The organism is Candidatus Marinimicrobia bacterium CG08_land_8_20_14_0_20_45_22, from assembly GCA_002774355.1.
Taxonomy (GTDB): Bacteria; Fidelibacterota; UBA2242; order UBA2242; family UBA2242; genus 0-14-0-20-45-22.
In genome coordinates this window covers 14479-32132 of sequence record PEYN01000072.1, presented here as the reverse complement: position 1 = coordinate 32132, position 17654 = coordinate 14479, and the positions used below count along the sequence as shown (strand labels likewise).

Annotated in this window: 11 protein-coding genes; 1 reads left to right on the top strand and 10 read right to left on the bottom strand. The window is 46.7% G+C overall.

Annotated features, from left to right (window positions below; translation table 11 throughout):
- Window positions 1-72: 72 nt before the first annotated feature.
- The 10 genes from COT43_04515 to COT43_04470 form a co-directional block, all read right to left on the bottom strand.
- Entirely contained in the window at window positions 73-3498 is a 3426-nt protein-coding gene (locus tag COT43_04515; GenBank protein ID PIS29205.1) for a hypothetical protein, read from the bottom strand.
- 4 nt (window positions 3499-3502) lie between these two features.
- A complete protein-coding gene (locus tag COT43_04510) occupies window positions 3503-4342 on the bottom strand; it encodes a sugar ABC transporter ATP-binding protein (protein ID PIS29204.1) in 840 nt (279 codons plus the stop codon).
- Between the two features lie 5 nt (window positions 4343-4347).
- Entirely contained in the window at window positions 4348-5250 is a 903-nt protein-coding gene (locus tag COT43_04505; protein PIS29206.1) for an ABC transporter permease, read from the bottom strand.
- Window positions 5251-5254: 4 nt separating this feature from the next.
- The gene (locus tag COT43_04500; protein ID PIS29203.1) at window positions 5255-6661 is read right to left on the bottom strand and encodes a hypothetical protein; all 1407 of its coding nucleotides are present in this window, start codon (window positions 6659-6661) and stop codon (window positions 5255-5257) included.
- Window positions 6658-8727, bottom strand: a complete 2070-nt coding sequence (locus COT43_04495) for a hypothetical protein (GenBank protein PIS29202.1) — start codon at window positions 8725-8727, stop codon at window positions 6658-6660. The genes COT43_04500 and COT43_04495 overlap by 4 nt, the downstream gene beginning before the upstream one ends.
- Window positions 8660-9604: a hypothetical protein gene (locus COT43_04490; GenBank protein ID PIS29201.1), complete on the bottom strand. Its 945-nt coding sequence runs from the start codon at window positions 9602-9604 to the stop codon at window positions 8660-8662. Before COT43_04490 ends, COT43_04495 begins: the two co-directional genes overlap by 68 nt.
- Window positions 9605-9615: 11 nt before the next feature.
- The gene (locus tag COT43_04485) at window positions 9616-11478 is read right to left on the bottom strand and encodes a hypothetical protein (protein PIS29200.1); all 1863 of its coding nucleotides are present in this window, start codon (window positions 11476-11478) and stop codon (window positions 9616-9618) included.
- 27 nt (window positions 11479-11505) lie between these two features.
- Complete coding sequence (locus COT43_04480; GenBank protein PIS29199.1) at window positions 11506-14736, bottom strand: hypothetical protein; 3231 nt, start codon at window positions 14734-14736, stop codon at window positions 11506-11508.
- Window positions 14737-14770: 34 nt separating this feature from the next.
- The gene (locus COT43_04475; GenBank protein PIS29198.1) at window positions 14771-15469 is read right to left on the bottom strand and encodes a hypothetical protein; all 699 of its coding nucleotides are present in this window, start codon (window positions 15467-15469) and stop codon (window positions 14771-14773) included.
- 290 nt (window positions 15470-15759) lie between these two features.
- Window positions 15760-16203: a hypothetical protein gene (locus COT43_04470; protein PIS29197.1), complete on the bottom strand. Its 444-nt coding sequence runs from the start codon at window positions 16201-16203 to the stop codon at window positions 15760-15762.
- Between the two features lie 184 nt (window positions 16204-16387).
- On the opposite strand from COT43_04470, the gene COT43_04465 reads away from it, so the two are divergent.
- Window positions 16388-17476, top strand: coding sequence for a glycerol-3-phosphate ABC transporter ATP-binding protein (locus COT43_04465; protein PIS29196.1), 1089 nt, complete (start codon window positions 16388-16390; stop codon window positions 17474-17476).
- Window positions 17477-17654: the final 178 nt, after the last annotated feature.

Below are 17654 nucleotides of genomic sequence, written 5' to 3'. Positions count from 1 at the left end.
GCGAACATTTTATCTTTCATTTTCATAAAACCTCCTTTGGTTTGGTTATTTGTGGTTGATAATGCGAACATTTTATCTTTCATTGGTTAATATGATAGGCAATAATTCATTGGGTTTGATATTGACAATCAAGGCACCGCCCAGCTTTTGCAACGGCTGGAGTTTTTTGCCGAGAATATTGGCACTGAAGGCGTTCTTGCCTTTAAATAAATCGGATGCGACGTTTACAGTTACGGCATTTTGCGGATCGACGTTGAGTAATTCCAAGATTAGATCGCCATTTTTATAATCAGTTTTAAGCGCTAATAAAATGACTTCCTGTCTGTTGATAGAAAGAAAATTTTCCTGTGGATCTTTGTGCGAAAGCGGAGCCCGCATTGTGACAGCCGGCGTAGCCGCTTCCCAACCAAACCGGGCGGTGAAACCGGGATTAAACTGGCCGTCCTGAGCGGTTACAGCGAATCGCGTTTTCAAAAGACCTTCGGTAATCTGGTGACGATTCCAGTTTTGTGGGAAATTGTTGATGAAGTTGGAATACAATACCGGCTGGCTGTCCTGCCCGAATTTTTTAAGAGCGATAATCCGACTATCAAGAGCCGCCCAGGACACAGTTGTTTGTTGGTCGGAAAGAGCCACGCTCCGGCGAATCGAAAAGCTGGAGTTTAGTTTACTCGGCAGGCAATCCGTTTCGGGATTCAAAAAACCGCCAATGATTTCGAGCATTGTCTTGGGCTGTTTGAGAAGAAAAGGAAAAGCCAGTTCGTATTCTTCGATGACTTCCGTATTTCCAAGGCGACTGACGTCAATCGAAAATTCGATGTCGATCCTGTCTATCTTACTCCATAAAATGTACTGAACATTTTCCAGTAGAAATCCGGGGCGCCGAATATCCAGGACCAAACGCACAGGGCGTTCATCCCGGACCGTTACCTGTGTCGTAGCGGCTGTCAGAATTGACGCGACTTTACCGAGATTTTTCTCGCAGAGCAGTTGGTTGAAGCGCTCGTCGGCGATTGCGTGTCTGCTTTTTTTATCGGTTACCGACAGAATTTGTCCGGATTCCGGGTCGAAATCAAGGCGATAGAATTTATTTTCAACCGAATTTGATGTTGAAACTAAATCCGGGGAATCATGAAGCAATTCTCCGGGTACAAATTCATATTTACGATAGCCCAGCGACGGCATCGAACGGGCAATGAAAAAGACCTCGTTGTTTTTCTGATAACTGGGAACGACCTGGCCATTGGTAAGATCAACGATCTGATAAACGGTTTGATTCAGATGCGGCAATTGAATGGTCACAGGCACATCTCTTTTCCAGCTTAGGGTATTGAAAACCAGCAGGCCGTTGGCTTCGAATGCGAAATGGGGTACGCAAAAACGGTAGAGACTACGTTCCAAAACCTCCTCAGCCAACAACTCGGCTAAGCTGATATTGCCCACGCGGTTGGCCATCGCCCACTGATTCTCCTCGGCGGAACCGTAGCTGTATTCCAAACCGGAACCGTGTCCGGCAAAATTCAGGGTAGACCGATACGCTTCTGAAAGTTCTTTTTCTTCCGGTAGCACCTCCGGATTCAGCAACCAGTCGAGAGTAGTCAGTTTTTCGGCTGAAATTAATTTTTGCTGTATGGCGCGATGATTGATAAAGAGTTCCGGCTCGCTCTGATAAAGAATGTCCCAGGTGGAAGTCCAGTCGCCTCGCAGAGTCGGAATACCATCGGAATATTTAGCCGAAAAGTCGGTTGCAAACTGGTTCAGGTTTGAGATAATAATTTTTGGGAATTCATAAACCTGATTCCAATGTTGCGCGGCTTCGAATTGAGACTTGGGAATACCACTGTTATCATTAACGGCTGCATTCAGATAAACGAGGTCGAAGGTATATCCGGAAGCCTTTAGTTGTTTGAGGTTTTGCCATAAACCGATTTCCAGGCCGGTTGTGTCTTTTTCAAAACCGTAAATTAAGCCTTCGTTGTAGGCATTCGTCAAATAGGTTAAGACCTTGCTGTGATCGGCGCCTTCCCAGTAAAAGACTTTCGGGATATTTTTCCGCACGGCGTATTTTTCGTAAAAATCATTGATACCGCAAACTAAAAAGGACGCTCCAGCCTGGTTTAAAACCTGCGGAATAATCCAGGACAAACCGGGCAGATCATTGACAATCGCGGCTTGAAAGGAAATCCCGAATTCATCGGCAAGTTTTTTAGCCAGGTCGAACGAACGGGTCATTTCCGGGTAGCTGATAATTCCGGTATATGGATTGGAATAGATCGGCGAAACCGCAATGCGGCCGGATTTTATCAGGTCCATCAGTTTTTGAAACCGGGCTGTAGAACGGGTTTCGCGGTATTTCTCGAGAATCCAGGTTGTTTCGACCGTCCATTTGAAATCCGGATATCGGTCGCAATAGTCTATGACGTCATCTAGCGTCTGAATATGCCGCTCGGCGACGACCGGTTGAGTGTTGGTGTATCCGATATCCATGTGCGAGATCAGGTTCAGGTAGACCTGATAGTGTTGCTGCCGGGTCAGATTGACGGTTTTGCCGATTTTTCGCGTGCCGGATTTCAGAAGGCAACTGGCTTTAATATCCGTGGCCGGTTCGTCAATATATACTTCTCGGCGACTGATTCCGGCCGGGATTTGGGATAACGTAAACGAGTAGGTTTTCTTGTTAATCTTGATAGAGAAATCAAACGGCTCAGTTTGAGCATCCGAGGCCGTGATGACCAGATCGAGCCGCTGTAATAATTGGCCGGCATTACCTTTTTTAAAGTAAATGGTTGGAGTCAGTTCAAAGTCGAGTAGGTTTTCGGTTTTCGCGAGTCGCGCTTCGATATTTTGTAAAGGCTGGAGATTACGATCGGTCAAACGGGCATAAAATCCCCACTTCAAATCCAGTCCGCCGAAGAGGAATGGGTATAAATTAGAATGAGAATTCGTGACCGTCAGAACCAACAGATTAGCGCCTTTTTTAAGATTAATGGCTATGGTGTCGGCGTCGGCCTGAGCATTGCGGTCACTCCAATGCCGGAATATTTCCTGATTATTCAAAGTGATTTTTAAGCGGGAATTGCTGCCGGTCAGCAAAAAGGCATCAATTTCGGTTGGGCTATACAGGTAGGTGGCTGCCAGACCGGCTTTTCCCCACCAGATTTTTTCGGTTCCGCGACCGGGAATAGCCCAGCCGATGGCGGTGCTCAGATCAACATATCCGCCCGGATTGGATGCCTGATATTGCCAGGTCGTAGTTTTACTTTGGGTCAGATCGCTGATTTCAGTTTTTCCAATGGCCGGCTGGAGTTGGGTTTCATCGAGCAAAATCGAATCGGCAAAAGCCCCAAAGCCGAGAAATTCCAGATTGAATGGTCCGGCCACCAGCCAGGCCGGAATTGTGCCGTTGGCAGACAATTGCAGCGGTAAAGCCTCGGGTATTACCGAAAATCCCAGCAGAATACTCCAGAGCAAAATAGATATTGAAAGTCTTTTCTTCATTCTGTTAACCTTTGATGCCGCTCATCATAAAACCGCGAATGAAATATTTCTGAAACAGGAAAAACAGAAAAATCACCGGCAGCATTACCAGCACGGAGGCCGCCATCAACACTCCCCACTCCGTCTGGTACTGACCGACAAACATGGCCAGTCCCAGCGCCAGGGTTCCTTTCAGTTTATCAGATAAATAAATCAAGGGTCCCAGAAAATCGTTCCAGGTCATCATGAATGTCAAAATCGCCACCGTGGCCAGCGCCGGTTTCGCCAGGGGCAAAACAATTTTCCAGTAAATCCGCCATTCAGAACAGCCATCGATGCGAGCTGCTTCAAACAGTTCTTTAGGTATTGTCAGAAAAAACTGCCTTAACAGGAATATATTGAACGCACCACCGCCAAAAAATGCTGGGACAATCAGCGGTTTGAAGGTATTCAGCCAACCAAACTGTTTGAACAGCACAAACACCGGAATCATCGTTACCTGCATGGGCAGCATCATGGTGCCCAGCACAAAGATAAAGAGCCCATCCCGACCCGGCCATTTCAGACAGGCAAAGGCGTAAGCCACCAGCGAACTGGACAGCACGGTGCCGAGAATCACCACCACGGAGATAAATACTGAATTTCTCATGTAGGTAAAAAAGGGCATCTGGGTAAAGACCTTGGCATAATTTTCCCAATGCAGCGTTTCCGGAATCCATTTCGGGGGTATGGCAAAAATCGATTCGTTGCCCTTCAGGGAAGTCGAGATAATCCAGACAAAGGGCATGATCAGAACAAGTGAAACCGCTACTAGAAGCAGATACGCCAGAAATGTTCGGACTGTCGTCGGCCGGATCGGCTTCATACTGCTCAGGCCCCCTCGTAATAGACGACTTTTTTACCAACGATAAACTGAATCAGCGTAACCACCAGGATGATCACCATCAGCAACCAGGCCAGCGCCGAAGCGTAGCCCATGCTGAAATCATCAAAGGCTTTATAATAGAGATACAGATTATAGAACAGGGTGGAATTCATCGGTCCGCCTTTGGTCATAACATAGGCCTCTGTAAATACCTGAAAGGAAAAGATTACTTCCAGGACCGTCCAGAGAAAGATCACCGGCGATACCATTGGAACCGTTATATACCGAAATTTTTTCCACCAGCCGCCACCGTCGATATCCACCACTTCGTAGAGCGCTTTGGGAATGCCCTGAAGAGCTGCCAGAAATACCAGCATGCGTCCGCCGCCAATTGACCACAAGCTCATCAGAATAATTGACGGTTTGGACCAGTGCGGACTTTGCAGCCAGAGCGGTCCAGGCAAACCGAAAAAGGCGAGAATGGAATTGATCAGCCCGTATTGGGGATTCAGCAGCCAGAGCCATAGGGCGGACAACACCACACCGGTAATAATTGATGGAATGAAAAAGATCGTCCGGAAAATCTTGATCCCCTTCATGGCATTATTAACAAGAACAGCCAGCAGCAACGACCCAATAACCACCAATGGCGTCCGGATAAAAGTATAAAACGCTGTATTCCAGGCCGATTTCCAGAAATATGGGTCTTCAAACAATAACTCCCGATAATTTCCCATGCCGATAAACTGGGGAATCCGCAGGACATCATACTGGCAAAGGCTGTAATAAAAAGACATCACAATCGGGTACAGGCCGAAAACCAGGAATCCTATTATCCAGGGCGCCACGAAAAGGTAGCCGAGCCAGGCTTGCTTTTTGTAGAGAGGATTTTTCGTCGTTTTCTGCATCTTCTTATTCATCGAAAAATTTCATTTTGCTACGGACATATTCGTCATAGGTCAGGGCCTTGTCCAATTCATGCTGGATAATGGTCTGAGCCGTGCCGAGGGCCTTTTCAATTGACTGGTTACCGTAGACGATCAGTTCCTGGGCTGTGTAAAATTCGCGCCAGAAGACATCGTGCGCCATCGGAACGATCGTCGGCGACTGAGCGTGTTCCAGGTGCGTTACGAAAATCTGCATCTTACCATCCCGCAGAAAAATTGAATCGGCAGTAGCCAGCCGGTTGGCGGGAAACAGATTTTGGTCCATCACGCTATAGGCGTCTAATTGCACTTTTTTACTAGCGGCGAACTTAATGAATTCCCAGGCGGCTTCTGGGTCTTTGCACCCCCGGGGAATTGCCAGCCACCAGCATCCTGACGACGAGGCAATCGGACAACCCGGAAAGGTCGGAGTCAGCGCGATGCCGTAATCCAGTTCTGGTGCGTGATGGCGGATATAATCAGGAAAGATATCCGGAAGTATCATCATCGCAACCTTTTCGGAGGTGAAAGCGTGCTGATCGCCGTATCCGAACCCGGCGGAAAAGGCTTCCATTTTTTCCACGGGATAAGGCTTAGTGAAATCCAGCAGCCATTCCAGAGCTTCCACATATTGCGGGTTGATTAGCGTTACCCGTTTGCCATCAGCACTGAGAAAGGAGGCTCCCTTCTCCCAGGCAATTATTAGAGGTGTAGATGGTGAGTTTTGCGAAGCTGTCAGCGCCGATTTATAGAAGGGATAAAAGCCCATCTGAATGATATTTCCCGAAGCATCATAGCGCGTCAGTTTTTTCGTGTATGCAGCCACTTCGTCCCAGGTTTTCGGCGGACGTTCCGGATCAAGACCGGCTTCTCGAAAAAGTTTTTTGTTATAAAAGAAGGCAAAGGAAGCAGAACTGACCGGAATCCCAAAGACGTGACCCAGCCATTTCATTTCCTGCCACAACGCCGGGTAAAATGCTGCTGTATCAAAGTCATCCCGGGCAATCAGTTCATCCAGTGGCATCAGTGCCATGCGCGAAGCCCATTTGACAATCGGAATAAACTGGGAAACTGCATCCGGTGGGTTATCGCTCAGAATGGCCGTCAGCACTTTTTTCTCCTGTTCCTGCCAGGGAATGGCATTGGACAGGACGCGAATCGAATCCTGGGCGGCGTTGAATGCGGTTACGATGAAAGGCACATCTTCTTTCTGCCCGCTGCAACTCCAGAAGGAAATCGTACGTTGGTCGGTAGGCCGGGCCTGGCTGCGTGGGTAAAAAAGGATGATGGCAGCTCCAATGGCCAGGGCGGTCATTACGGATGTTTTTAATCGAGAGAATTCCTCGAAGCTTGCTTCGGGGTAGTTCATTATTTTGGCGGTTTTCACTTTCATTTTAACAGCATTAGCTTACAGGTTTCGGTTAACATCTGCCGGTTGGTCGTCTGGATTTGGATTCGGGCAAAATAAATCCCGCTCGGAAGCGGCCGGCCAATGCTATCAACACCGTTCCAGAAAACCTGGTACGTTCCGGCGGCGGCGCGATTTTGAACCAGAGTGCGGACCAGTCGACCGGTCAAATCATAAATATTTAAAGTAATGTCAGATGTCTGACTAAGTTGATAGGTAAGCCGGGTGGTGGCGTTAAAGGGATTGGGGTAATTCTGTAATAAAGTGTACTGTTCCGGGACAACTTTTGAGTGGCAATAAATTACTCCGCTTTGGTCGTCGTAGGTCAGGGTAATGAACCGCGGACGGTAAATGTCCACATAGGTAAACGAATCGTAATTGAAGGAATTGACATTATAACTGATCAGCAGTTCGCCGTGATTCGACAGATGCGGATGGGCTTTGGCATTATACATGATGATATTGGGGTTCGAGTCGCTCTCCGTACAATCCCAGATAAGCTGATAATAGCCAAACGGTCCGGTTGGGCTATCACCGAATCTGACCGCCACACTGCGACTGACGGTGTTCAGCTGGAAGACACAGATATAGCGTCCGTCTGCGAGAGGCGTTACGCTGAATTCCATTGAGATGGAATTGGTTAAGGCTTCACATTCGGCAATGTCGGCTACCCAGTCGTTGCCATTCCAGTAGCGATACTGCGAAAAATCGGTGATATTTTGCGGTAAAACTCTGGAGACGACCATTTCCCGGCTTACGCTCCCACTGCGCGGCCCATAAACATACAGAAAGCCGTCCGCGTTCGGATTGCCAGATTCTTCCGTCATTGGCATAATCGCCTGGCCAATGATTGTCTGCGTTCCGTCTGAGGCGTTATAGAGAAAAGGCGTATCGACCTGTTTGACGTCGAAGATATTGAAATCGTCGTCAACGGCAAATGAAATCAGGGCTACTCCGGATATTTCCCAGCCCAGCGAACTGGTGGAACTCGGGCTGAGGCGCATACCGTAAATGTAAACGGTGTCGCCAATCGCAATGCCATCCATTAACCAATACCAATCCCCGGAGGCAGACTCAGGAGTATCCGGGATAAATACAGCCGTTGGAGTGCCACTGGCGGTCTCTCCCCAGGTAAACTCGGTCTTTTCATCGGATGGTTCATAGCCGGTTAGCAATGCCAAAGTATTATTTACAAGCTTGGAATTAACCCGTTTCCCTTCCGAGTTAACGCTACCGATGAAGGTATCGCTGAACAGAAATAAAGTTTTCTGCAGACTGTCATCTCTAAATATGTCACAACCCGATAGCGGGATGGAATAAATGCCATCCGCTCCGGTCCAGCCAGAGGTGCGATTGAATAAATCATCCCAGTCTGGAGCCCGTTCCGTTTTCAGGGTGGTCGTATCGGAACCTTCGCAGGCGGTCGAATCGGGAATCCCAATTGCATGCGGATATGAAAAGGCCGTCCAGCCGGTTCCCAAAAGCCCGGTGGTAGCTTTGGTGGCGATATAGGCCATTTTGAAACAACCTTCCAGCGTTCCGGTATTGAGTAACAAAGTAACATCCGCGGAGGGCAAATCGGAATACATATAGCCGGAATCGGAAAGAACCACAATCCACTTCAGATTATCCCCGTATTCGCCGACCGGATAATATATTTCGGCTGAATCGGTCCAGTTGGAGGAATACTCCAAATTTCCACTTCCGACCGAGCTGGAATAGGTGCCGGAAATAAAGGTCCAGTCTTCGGGAACCAGTACCCCGATCAAGCCTTTATGGGCGTTGGTGGTTTCGGCGTAATCTTCTTTGACAGTCAGATAAACGGCAATTGTATCGCCGGTTTTAGCTCCGGCAGGCTGCTGAACGGAAGTGAATTTACACCGAGCCAGTATGAGAGTAAGGAGCAACATGCCGCCAGTCAGGCCCACACTCTGAATCAAATTGGAAATATTCTGTCCGGTAGTTCTAAATCTCATTATTACTCTAAAAAGACATCCCGAGTGTAAAACGATGCGTTGTTTCAAATACATCGCCGTAGGAAACATAGGCATAGTCGAAGTTAGTTCCAAAATAACCAATATTGGGCAATTTCAACCCGAATCCGGTGGTCAGATAATGTTCGAAATCGTTGGTCCGATAACCGCCGCGCAGGGCCAGCATTTTTAAAAACTCATATTCCAGACCGATACAGAAATACTCGTTGGCGTCGGTCGGATGCAATAATTCTCCGGAAACTGTCAGGCGTTGGGTCCGGGTGTTAAAAATATTATCACTAGCGCCGACTCTAAATAGCAAAGGCATACGGAATTGTTGTTCGGCTAAAACCTTGTCCGGGCCGAAATGCTGCAGAGCGAAAGCCAGTTTCAGATCGCGGAATCCGGTCCGGTAAATTGTGCCGATGTCGAATAAGACGTTGCCATAATTGTAGTTATCCAGAATCTCCTCGGCATATTTTATTTGCAGACCGATCGTCAGTTTATCGGTAAAGCGCCGGGCGACGGCCAGAGCCAGCATATAATCGCCGGCGCGGATCATATTTCCGGTTCCGTTAGGAGCGGATACAGTTGTTTCTTCGAAGTCCTGAATCCGAAAACTGATCGCACTGACTCCGACTACGATTGAGCGAATCGGAATTGCAATCGCGCAAGCATCGTGACTGCTTTCCACCAGCCAGTTACTATGTGAAAAAGTTACGGCTGTCCGGGTAAGGAAACCAATACCGGCGATATTCCAAAAAACCGAATTGACACCTTCGGACAGACTGGTAAAGGCTTCACCCATAGAAGCTTCCCGGGCACCTACACCGATCTTCAGAAATTGTAGTCCGGCGCTGCCGGCTTTGGAAAAATCGAATCCGTAATCAAATTGAGCCTGTGTTTCAATTGTCAGGATCGCCGTGATTGATATAATTAGGAATATTCTTTGCATGCGCATCACCTTTATTTGATCAGGATTAACGAACCTTTGGCATTCCCGACGCTTGATTCCACCGTCCAGAAATAAATGCCCGGCGCCGTCCGCTGGCGGGAGTCAGTCAGCTGGTCCCAAACCTCTTCACCGGAAGCGGCATTATTGTGTTTAAGGGTCTTGACCAATTCTCCGGCGGACGTGTAAATGCGGATCGTGCATATGGCCGGCAAATTGGTCCAGACGATCGAATTGGCATCATCCGTAGCCGGGAATCCGGATTTTTCGCGGAATGGATTAGGGAAAACCTTGACATTTTTCGTGGTTGAATCCGGAAAACTGGCGGCCAGAACGGCTTCGGAATTGCGGTTGGTCAGCCAGCTTTCATTACCGGAGCTATCCTTAGCGGTCACGGCATAATAATAACCGACGCCCAGATTGATGGTATTGTCATTATATTGCCAACGACCGGTTTCTGCATTAAAATAACGAGTTATTGAGATGGAATTCCCGGGCTTGATACTTTTTACTTTAGTCGTCCAGGGTCCGTTATAAGAGTATTCACTGCGATAAATGATATATTCCTTTAAATCATTCCGCCCGGTGAGCGGATCCAGATAATCAGTTTCATAAGGATCCCAGCTGACGGAAATTTCCTGACTGGAAGGTAGTGGCACGATATCAATTTCAGGTGAAGGCGGTGGAACGGCCGTGACCCGACAGTTATTATTATAAAGCACACGAGCGTCATCGATGGTTTCATGAAGGAGTGCCAATCCTTGTGGTAAATTAGCTTGGGTATCTGCTACTTTATCGTATTTGATATTGATACAATCTTTCAATGGCAAGCCATCTACAGCTTCGACGAGCGTGATTTTTACAGAATCGGCGGCTTCGAGATCATATGGCCCACAGCTCATAATCATGATAGGAGAAATATGAGTTTCCGGATCGGATTGGAGCGAATTATTTGAGCCGGTTAAAAAGGCGTAGAGATCGGAAGCACTTGCAGTTCCCCTCAAGGTAAATTTATTACTCTTGTTGACGATTAAACTGGTCCAAAATACGTTAGCGGGTTGAGCTCTGCTGTCGGAGGCAGCGTCGGCTCCCAGCAGTGTATACCCGGCATAACCCGGAGAACGAATTTCCTCGACATCGTCCCACCAGTTGCCATAATCCCACATATATTGAGTATAGTCGGCCATATAATTGTCATAGGCATATAACAGAGCCCGGCTAGTATCATACGCCACCGATTCATCCTCACGGCTGAGCTCATCGCCCCAGCCATTATGGACCATAACATCCTGATAACTGGGTCTGATCAGATAAACGAAACCGAAGTAAGCGTCGCTAATTTTAGCGCCGGTTTGATTGGTGAATACATAATCTATGATGATGAAATTATTTATATCAGGGAAGCTCCAGGCTTTACTGGTGCGGCGGATGTGAATATTTTCCGGAGTGGTCCATTGAGCGATAATTGTCTGCTCCGGCAGGCTCGGATCGTAATTGTCATTTTCCACATAGTTTTCGATTTTGACTAGTTCTTCGAATGTCCCGTAATAGACCGAAGAAATTGGTCCGTTTTCGGAGAAAATGATCGAACCGCTGCTGTTTTTCCAACCGACCCAGATGCCGGCGCCGACCATGTAAGATCGCTGATTATCTTTGGTTGAAAGTTCGGAGGGGCCGCCCGGCCAGTCCATGCTGGGATAGAACTGATAGCGACTGGTCGGATTGGGAGCGCCAATAGTTCCGTCGTCTTTCATGGTTTCCCAGAGAATGCCGCGATCATGAATTTCAAATGATGGTATGCGCTGAGCCCAACCAGTTGTACTTAATAAAATTAGGATGGATAATGCGGAGATACTTTTTATTATTGGTCTTATCATAATCTGATCCTTCGCGTTACACCGTTCTCATCGAAAACAATATTTTAGGCCAAAGTAAATCCGGCGGGGCGGAGCATAGGTCTGCCAGGAAATATCATAACCATATTCATCAACGGTTGTGACCGTACCATTTTCGATATAATCGGCTAAAATATCGTCACTTTCTGTCCAGTAAGATGAGCCAAGAGAAATTAAAGATTTCCAGTTAAAAAGGTTGGTGATACGAACATAGACAAATAACTGCTGGTCTTTGCGGATATTAATGGCTTTTTCCAGACGCAGATTAACCGTTTGATAGGGCGGTAAGCGATAGTTATCATAAGTATCCGGTGGATCGTCGGCATCCAGGTAGGTAAAAGTCTGGCCGCTGACATATTGATACAGAATACTGGCGCTGGTGCCTTTAAATACCGGTGTAAGGAACGGAATATGAAGATCACTCGGATATTTCAGGAACAGGTTGGTTCGTAAAGTGTGCGGGCGACTGTAAGTGTTCTGAACCGGAATACGTTTATTGACGTCGCTGTCCCAGGTATAAGTATAATTTCCGGATGAATCAATGTAAATGTAGGCTGGGCTGGCGCGACCGATGGTAGATTTGGAGAAACTATAACTGACATCTAAGGTGTAATTTGATGACATCAGCGTTCTGAAAGTCATTTCAACACCGCGCGCATCTCCATAATCACCCGGGAATGAACTGACGTAAAAAACAGTTTCGGATGTTTCCCCGGTGAAAGGATTATAGCCGTAGATTCGCCGATCGAATAATTGCGCACGGGCATCGGTTTTATCAAACTGGTCTTTGTAAAAGGCCGTGACTTCCAGAGAAGCCACGTCCCCGAAATTTTGTTTGATGCCGACTTCGAACGATTTGGTCAGTTCTGGCTTCAGTGGTTGAGCGGTCAGAAACACTACCCGCTCCGGATCACCTGAAGTCGAAGGAACATGATTAGCGGTGCGACCTTCAGCTGCCGCAGCGGCATTTTCGGCGGCGATTGCATCGATCAGATACTGGGACCGCAGATAACCGAGTTCGAACATCCGGTCCAAGGGCGGCATCTGGTAAAAATGTCCGTAGCTGAAATGCAATAAAGTATTTTCAGTGATTGGGAACGATACACCCAGACGCGGACTGATCATATGATAGGAATCAGTTTTTTCACGCGGTTGATTGAGGACATTTTCCCAGGAATATTTAATATTACCATTTGAATCAACCTGATCCCCGTCGGGATCAAGACTCTCGTCATAGTTAGGATTGACACTGAACTGGTAAATATTGTTGGTGGCAAACCAGTTGCGGTTGGCATTGAAATAATCATAGCGCAGCCCGAGATTCAGGATCATGCTTTCGAATTCCATTTTATTCTGGATGTAGGTCGCGAATTGAATGGGATAATAGGTTTCATTTAAACTGCGGTTCATGTAAAGTTCAGGGTATTCAGTCCAGTCAGTAGAAGATGAAAAACGATATGATTTCAGTTCGGCGATTTTATTATAACGAAACTCGAAACCGGTTTTTAATAAATTATAGGAATTCCATTGCCACTTCCAGCTGCCGACCAAAGACAAGTCGCTGGTTTGCCAATGCTGATCATAGATAAATGACCAGGCATCGAACGGCTCGACATAGGTATCGTAGGAAAGAGTGTCGTAGCGCTGCCAGCCCCAGATATCGGGATTGGAGCTGCTTCCCAATTCGGTATACTCGCCAGGGTATTCCTTAATATCGGTCAGGTAGTAGCTTAATTTCAGATCATAATTCATCTTATTGGAGATTATATGATCCCAGAACAGATTGACATCGATATTTTTTGTATCGAGCAGTGAACCCCAGCCGCGGTAATATTTAGCCTGATTGACAAACTGACCGTATTCCTGCATTGTGGTGCCCTCGTCCAAATTATAAAATCCGCTCAGGCGTAATTTCATGTTTGATTTGACCTGAAAGGCAAAATTATAGGTCAGGTTGGTTATATCATGGGAATCTCGGGGATGCGGCAAGGTGTAGGCTTCGCTTTTAAGCTGGGTGGCCAGAAAAAAGGTACTCCGGATATCACCAAGTTTGAAAAGTGGTCCGCCCACCGTGAAATAAAAATTATAATCCGGTATCTTGCGATAATCATAGATGTATTTCTTACGATAAGCCGTCATCCAGTTCGGATCGATCTCTCCCAGCGCCAGAGAATCGTTATGATAATTGTATGCGTAATTCAGCCACCAGATATCACTGGGAGTGTTGGTGTGGTCGCGGTATTCCTTTTGATATTTTGACCACCATTTTTCGTCAGCGGCGGACATGGATTCGCTGAAAGCCGCCGAATCCGCGGCGGTCGGAGTGGAGCTGTCAAAAGAGGCCAGCCAGGCATTATATTCATCGTACATATCGCGAACACAATTCTGGTATTTGCCAGAACTCGGATGGGAATAAATATAATTACCGGAATGATGTTGTCCGGACAGACCGTACTCATAGTCGAGTGAAAAATTCAGTTTTTCCTTACCCTCTTTTGTCACGACGTTGACGATACCGGATTGAGCCTCGCCAAATTCGGCATTAAAACCGGAGGTTATCATCTGGACTTCCTGAACGGAGTAGATATTAATATTAGTGAAAGAACCGCCCCGGTCGGCCCGACCCTCAAAAAGTGAAGCGACGCGGACTCCATCAATAAACCATTTGACTTCACCCTGATCGCCGCCCCGGATCGAGTAGCGGTTTTCACCCCGTCCGGCCGCATTCGGCCCGCTTATGACTGGTAGCGGGTCCATAAAAACGCCCGTTTGCACCATCAGGGCTTCTTTGGCATCACTGAAAGGCAGCTGCATCAATTCTTCCATCTCGACGAACTGGGTACTGTTAGTTATATCCTTTTGAATGACCGGCCGTTTGGCGACTACAACGACTTCTTCGCCCAGATTGATTGCCTGAGATTCCAGCTCTACGTTAACCGCTGTGGTATGGTCGATGATTACTTTTACGTCAGTCATCGTCGTTTTCTTGTAACCGATAATGGAAAAATTGAGAGAATATGTTCCGGGTGGAACAGATAATATAAAATACTCGCCATTCTGATCAGTGGCGGCCCCGAATACCGTACCATCCAAGATGACATTCGCTCCGATCAGCGACGCTCCCGTACTCTTGTCAGTCACGATTCCCCGGATTTTTCCTGTAACACCAGCAAAAGAAAATGCCGTAAACAGGAGTATTGTTTGACTGCTGAAGATTATTCGATTTAATGTCCGGCCCATTTAACATCTCCCTAAAAAATATATCAGACAAAAATCACATATACTGATCAATTATATCACGGATGATTTTAAAGCGGGTTTCCATGAGCTCGATGACTTCCTTCTCATCGCCGGTCTTGAGAGCTGTGAGCAGATTGCGATGGATTTCATAGTCTTTTTCGCGAGGCATATGTGCATTCAGAATTTCCAATTGATCCTCGGAATAGAGATTGGTTATCGCGATTACGATTTCGAACAGGATCGTATTATTAGCCGCCTGCCGCATCATATTTTCGATTTCAAGATAATTCAGGGCGCATTTGAGATAATCATCCGGGTAATTTTCGGTTCTTGCCATCAATTGCTCGATTCGGGCTAAATGCTCAGCATCCACATTGGGTATTGCCAGATGAATGATACGGCTTTCAATAGCGATGCGAGCATCGATCAATTCCAGCAATCTGGCCTTTTTCAGGGGCTCATATGTGGCTATCGGATTCGGCAGGAAAAGGCGGTCGAAATATTTACCGACATACGTGCCGGAACCATGTTTGACCTCGACGGTGCCAATCGTTTCCAGTTTTTTAATAGCTTCGCGTAAGGTCGGTAATCCAACTCCAAATAACTTGGCCAGTTCGGCAGTAGCCGGAAGCCGGTCGCCTTTGTGGTAATTGCGATCAATGATGAAATTGCGGATTTCCCGGGCGATCGTATCCGGCAGAGATTGTTTGTTAATGGGCGTGATGTTGTTCATGATTTCCACTGGTTATGGGTTTTTAAATGAATTTAACGGAAGAAGTAGCGCGGGCGCCGATCGGGTAGGAATGTGACAGCGGATTCGGGATTTTATTGACGGGTGGCTCTGGACTGGCATTTTTACTCCTCGAGATTTGTCAAGTCATAAAGTTATCAGATGACTTTACGACCTTGAAATTATACACTTTTTTTCTAAATAGCAAGGATTTTTTTTATCTCACTCTGTATCTGGAATTATCGACGATGTTTAGACGAATACGATTGAGTATTTTTCCGGATATTGATTGTTTAGTAGGTTCCCAGAGTCTTGGCTAGTGCAATTATTCTTCGGAAATCGGCCAGACTAACACTGGGGGGAACCGAATGATCAGATGAAAATATGTAACCGCCGGACTCTTTTAATACCGGAATCAGCCGCTGCATTTCCATTGTAATAGCTTCGGGATCGGTAATCGTGACATCCAGAAATTCCGAGGAAGACTGAACATGCTTCCATTCTTTTTGCGTGGCGCCCCATTTGGTCGTATATATCTTATATTCTTCGGTTTCTTCGATTACCAGTTCGGGAAAACGGGGTGAATTGTCGACACGAATCCTTTCGACATGGTCTATCCCGCAATAGTCCACCCAACTCTGGTTTGGCGATAATCCTTCGCGATGCCAGCGTTCGATGGTAGTTCTCCAGGGTGAATCCGTAATCGGAATGCGGTCGGCTTCGCGGTGTTCGAACATCCGCCGGATTCTTTCATTAGTTGTCATTGTTATAGTCATTGCTTACTAAATTGATAAAATTCATAAAGTCATTTGTTGACTTTAGAACGTAAAAAGTTTATATTAATTTCCGCTTAGTATCAAGAAGAAATTGATAAATTGCATGTCGCTGCCGGATTAACCGCTTAACCGTGATAGGACTGAAATGGCAAATATTGAACTAAAGAATCTGACCAAGGTTTTCGGCAAGGAAACCACCGTTATTAAAAACCTGAACCTGACCATCAATGACGGCGAATTTTATGTACTGGTCGGTCCGTCCGGGTGCGGTAAGTCGACGACGCTGCGGATAATCGCTGGCCTGGAGGAAGCCACTGAAGGCGAAGTTTATATTGATGGCAAATTAGTCAATAATGTTGCCCCAAAAGATCGTGATATTGCCATGGTGTTTCAGAATTATGCGCTCTATCCGCACATGACGGTCTATGAAAATATGGCGTTTGGTCTCAAACTGCGCAATATCTCCAAAAGTGAAATAGATAAGCGGGTAAAAGAAACCGCTGAAATTCTCGAATTAACTAACCTTTTAAAACGTAAGCCGAAGCAGCTCTCCGGAGGTCAGAGTCAGCGAGTAGCCCTGGGCCGCGCCATCGTCCGCAATCCCAAAGTTTTTTTATTTGACGAACCACTATCGAATCTGGATGCCAAGCTGCGCCTCCAGATGCGGACGGAAATCAAGAAACTGCATCAGCAACTAAAGATTACGATGGTTTATGTCACTCATGACCAGGTCGAAGCTATGACGATGGGCGACCGGATTTCCGTCATGAAAGACGGGCTCGTATATCAGGTTGATTCACCGCTGGAACTCTATCGGAAACCGGCCGATATATTCGTAGCCGGTTTTATCGGCAATCCCAGCATGAATTTTGTACATGGTGTCATAAAAATGGAAAACGGTCTGCTGCTTGACGAAGGCCAGTGCCAAATTCAGATCCCTACCGATCATCCTCAACAATTGGAAGAATTTATCGGCCGGGAAATTGTAATGGGCATCCGGCCAGAAGATATTCATCTGGCTCAAACCGCATCGGCGGGCGCTCCCATCAAATTGAAACTGGAACTGACCGAGCCGCTTGGCAACGAGGTCATTGCCTATTTTACAACCGGTAAAACTGTGATCGTCAGCCGGGCTGGCCAGATTATTCAGCCGGATTCAGACGGCTGCTGTCAGATTTGGATTGATATGGACAAAATTCATTATTTCGATCCAACCACTCAAAAACGCCTCTGATAGATTTTACCGTTACCGATTAGACATTAGTCCGTAAGTCGCGCAACTACAGTCAATTACCCATTTTCTATATTGATTGTCATGAGGAGAAAGGTCAAATAAATCTCGCTTTTTTGTCTCCGTGTTTCAAATTAAGAGCGAATTGGGGTAGAAGTGACGAGGATTGTTTGAAAGAAAA

What these genes read in the sequence shown, in the direction of transcription:
- COT43_04465 (PIS29196.1), top strand. Translation starts at nt 16,388, where the DNA reads ATGGCAAATATTGAACTAAAGAATCTGACCAAGGTTTTCGGCAAGGAA.
- COT43_04490 (PIS29201.1), bottom strand. Translation starts at nt 9,604, where the DNA reads ATGCAAAGAATATTCCTAATTATATCAATCACGGCGATCCTGACAATT.
- COT43_04515 (PIS29205.1), bottom strand. Translation starts at nt 3,498, where the DNA reads ATGAAGAAAAGACTTTCAATATCTATTTTGCTCTGGAGTATTCTGCTG.
- COT43_04475 (PIS29198.1), bottom strand. Translation starts at nt 15,469, where the DNA reads ATGAACAACATCACGCCCATTAACAAACAATCTCTGCCGGATACGATC.
- COT43_04480 (PIS29199.1), bottom strand. Translation starts at nt 14,736, where the DNA reads ATGGGCCGGACATTAAATCGAATAATCTTCAGCAGTCAAACAATACTC.
- COT43_04505 (PIS29206.1), bottom strand. Translation starts at nt 5,250, where the DNA reads ATGCAGAAAACGACGAAAAATCCTCTCTACAAAAAGCAAGCCTGGCTC.
- COT43_04510 (PIS29204.1), bottom strand. Translation starts at nt 4,342, where the DNA reads ATGAAGCCGATCCGGCCGACGACAGTCCGAACATTTCTGGCGTATCTG.
- COT43_04485 (PIS29200.1), bottom strand. Translation starts at nt 11,478, where the DNA reads ATGATAAGACCAATAATAAAAAGTATCTCCGCATTATCCATCCTAATT.
- COT43_04470 (PIS29197.1), bottom strand. Translation starts at nt 16,203, where the DNA reads ATGTTCGAACACCGCGAAGCCGACCGCATTCCGATTACGGATTCACCC.
- COT43_04495 (PIS29202.1), bottom strand. Translation starts at nt 8,727, where the DNA reads ATGCCTATGTTTCCTACGGCGATGTATTTGAAACAACGCATCGTTTTA.
- COT43_04500 (PIS29203.1), bottom strand. Translation starts at nt 6,661, where the DNA reads ATGAAAGTGAAAACCGCCAAAATAATGAACTACCCCGAAGCAAGCTTC.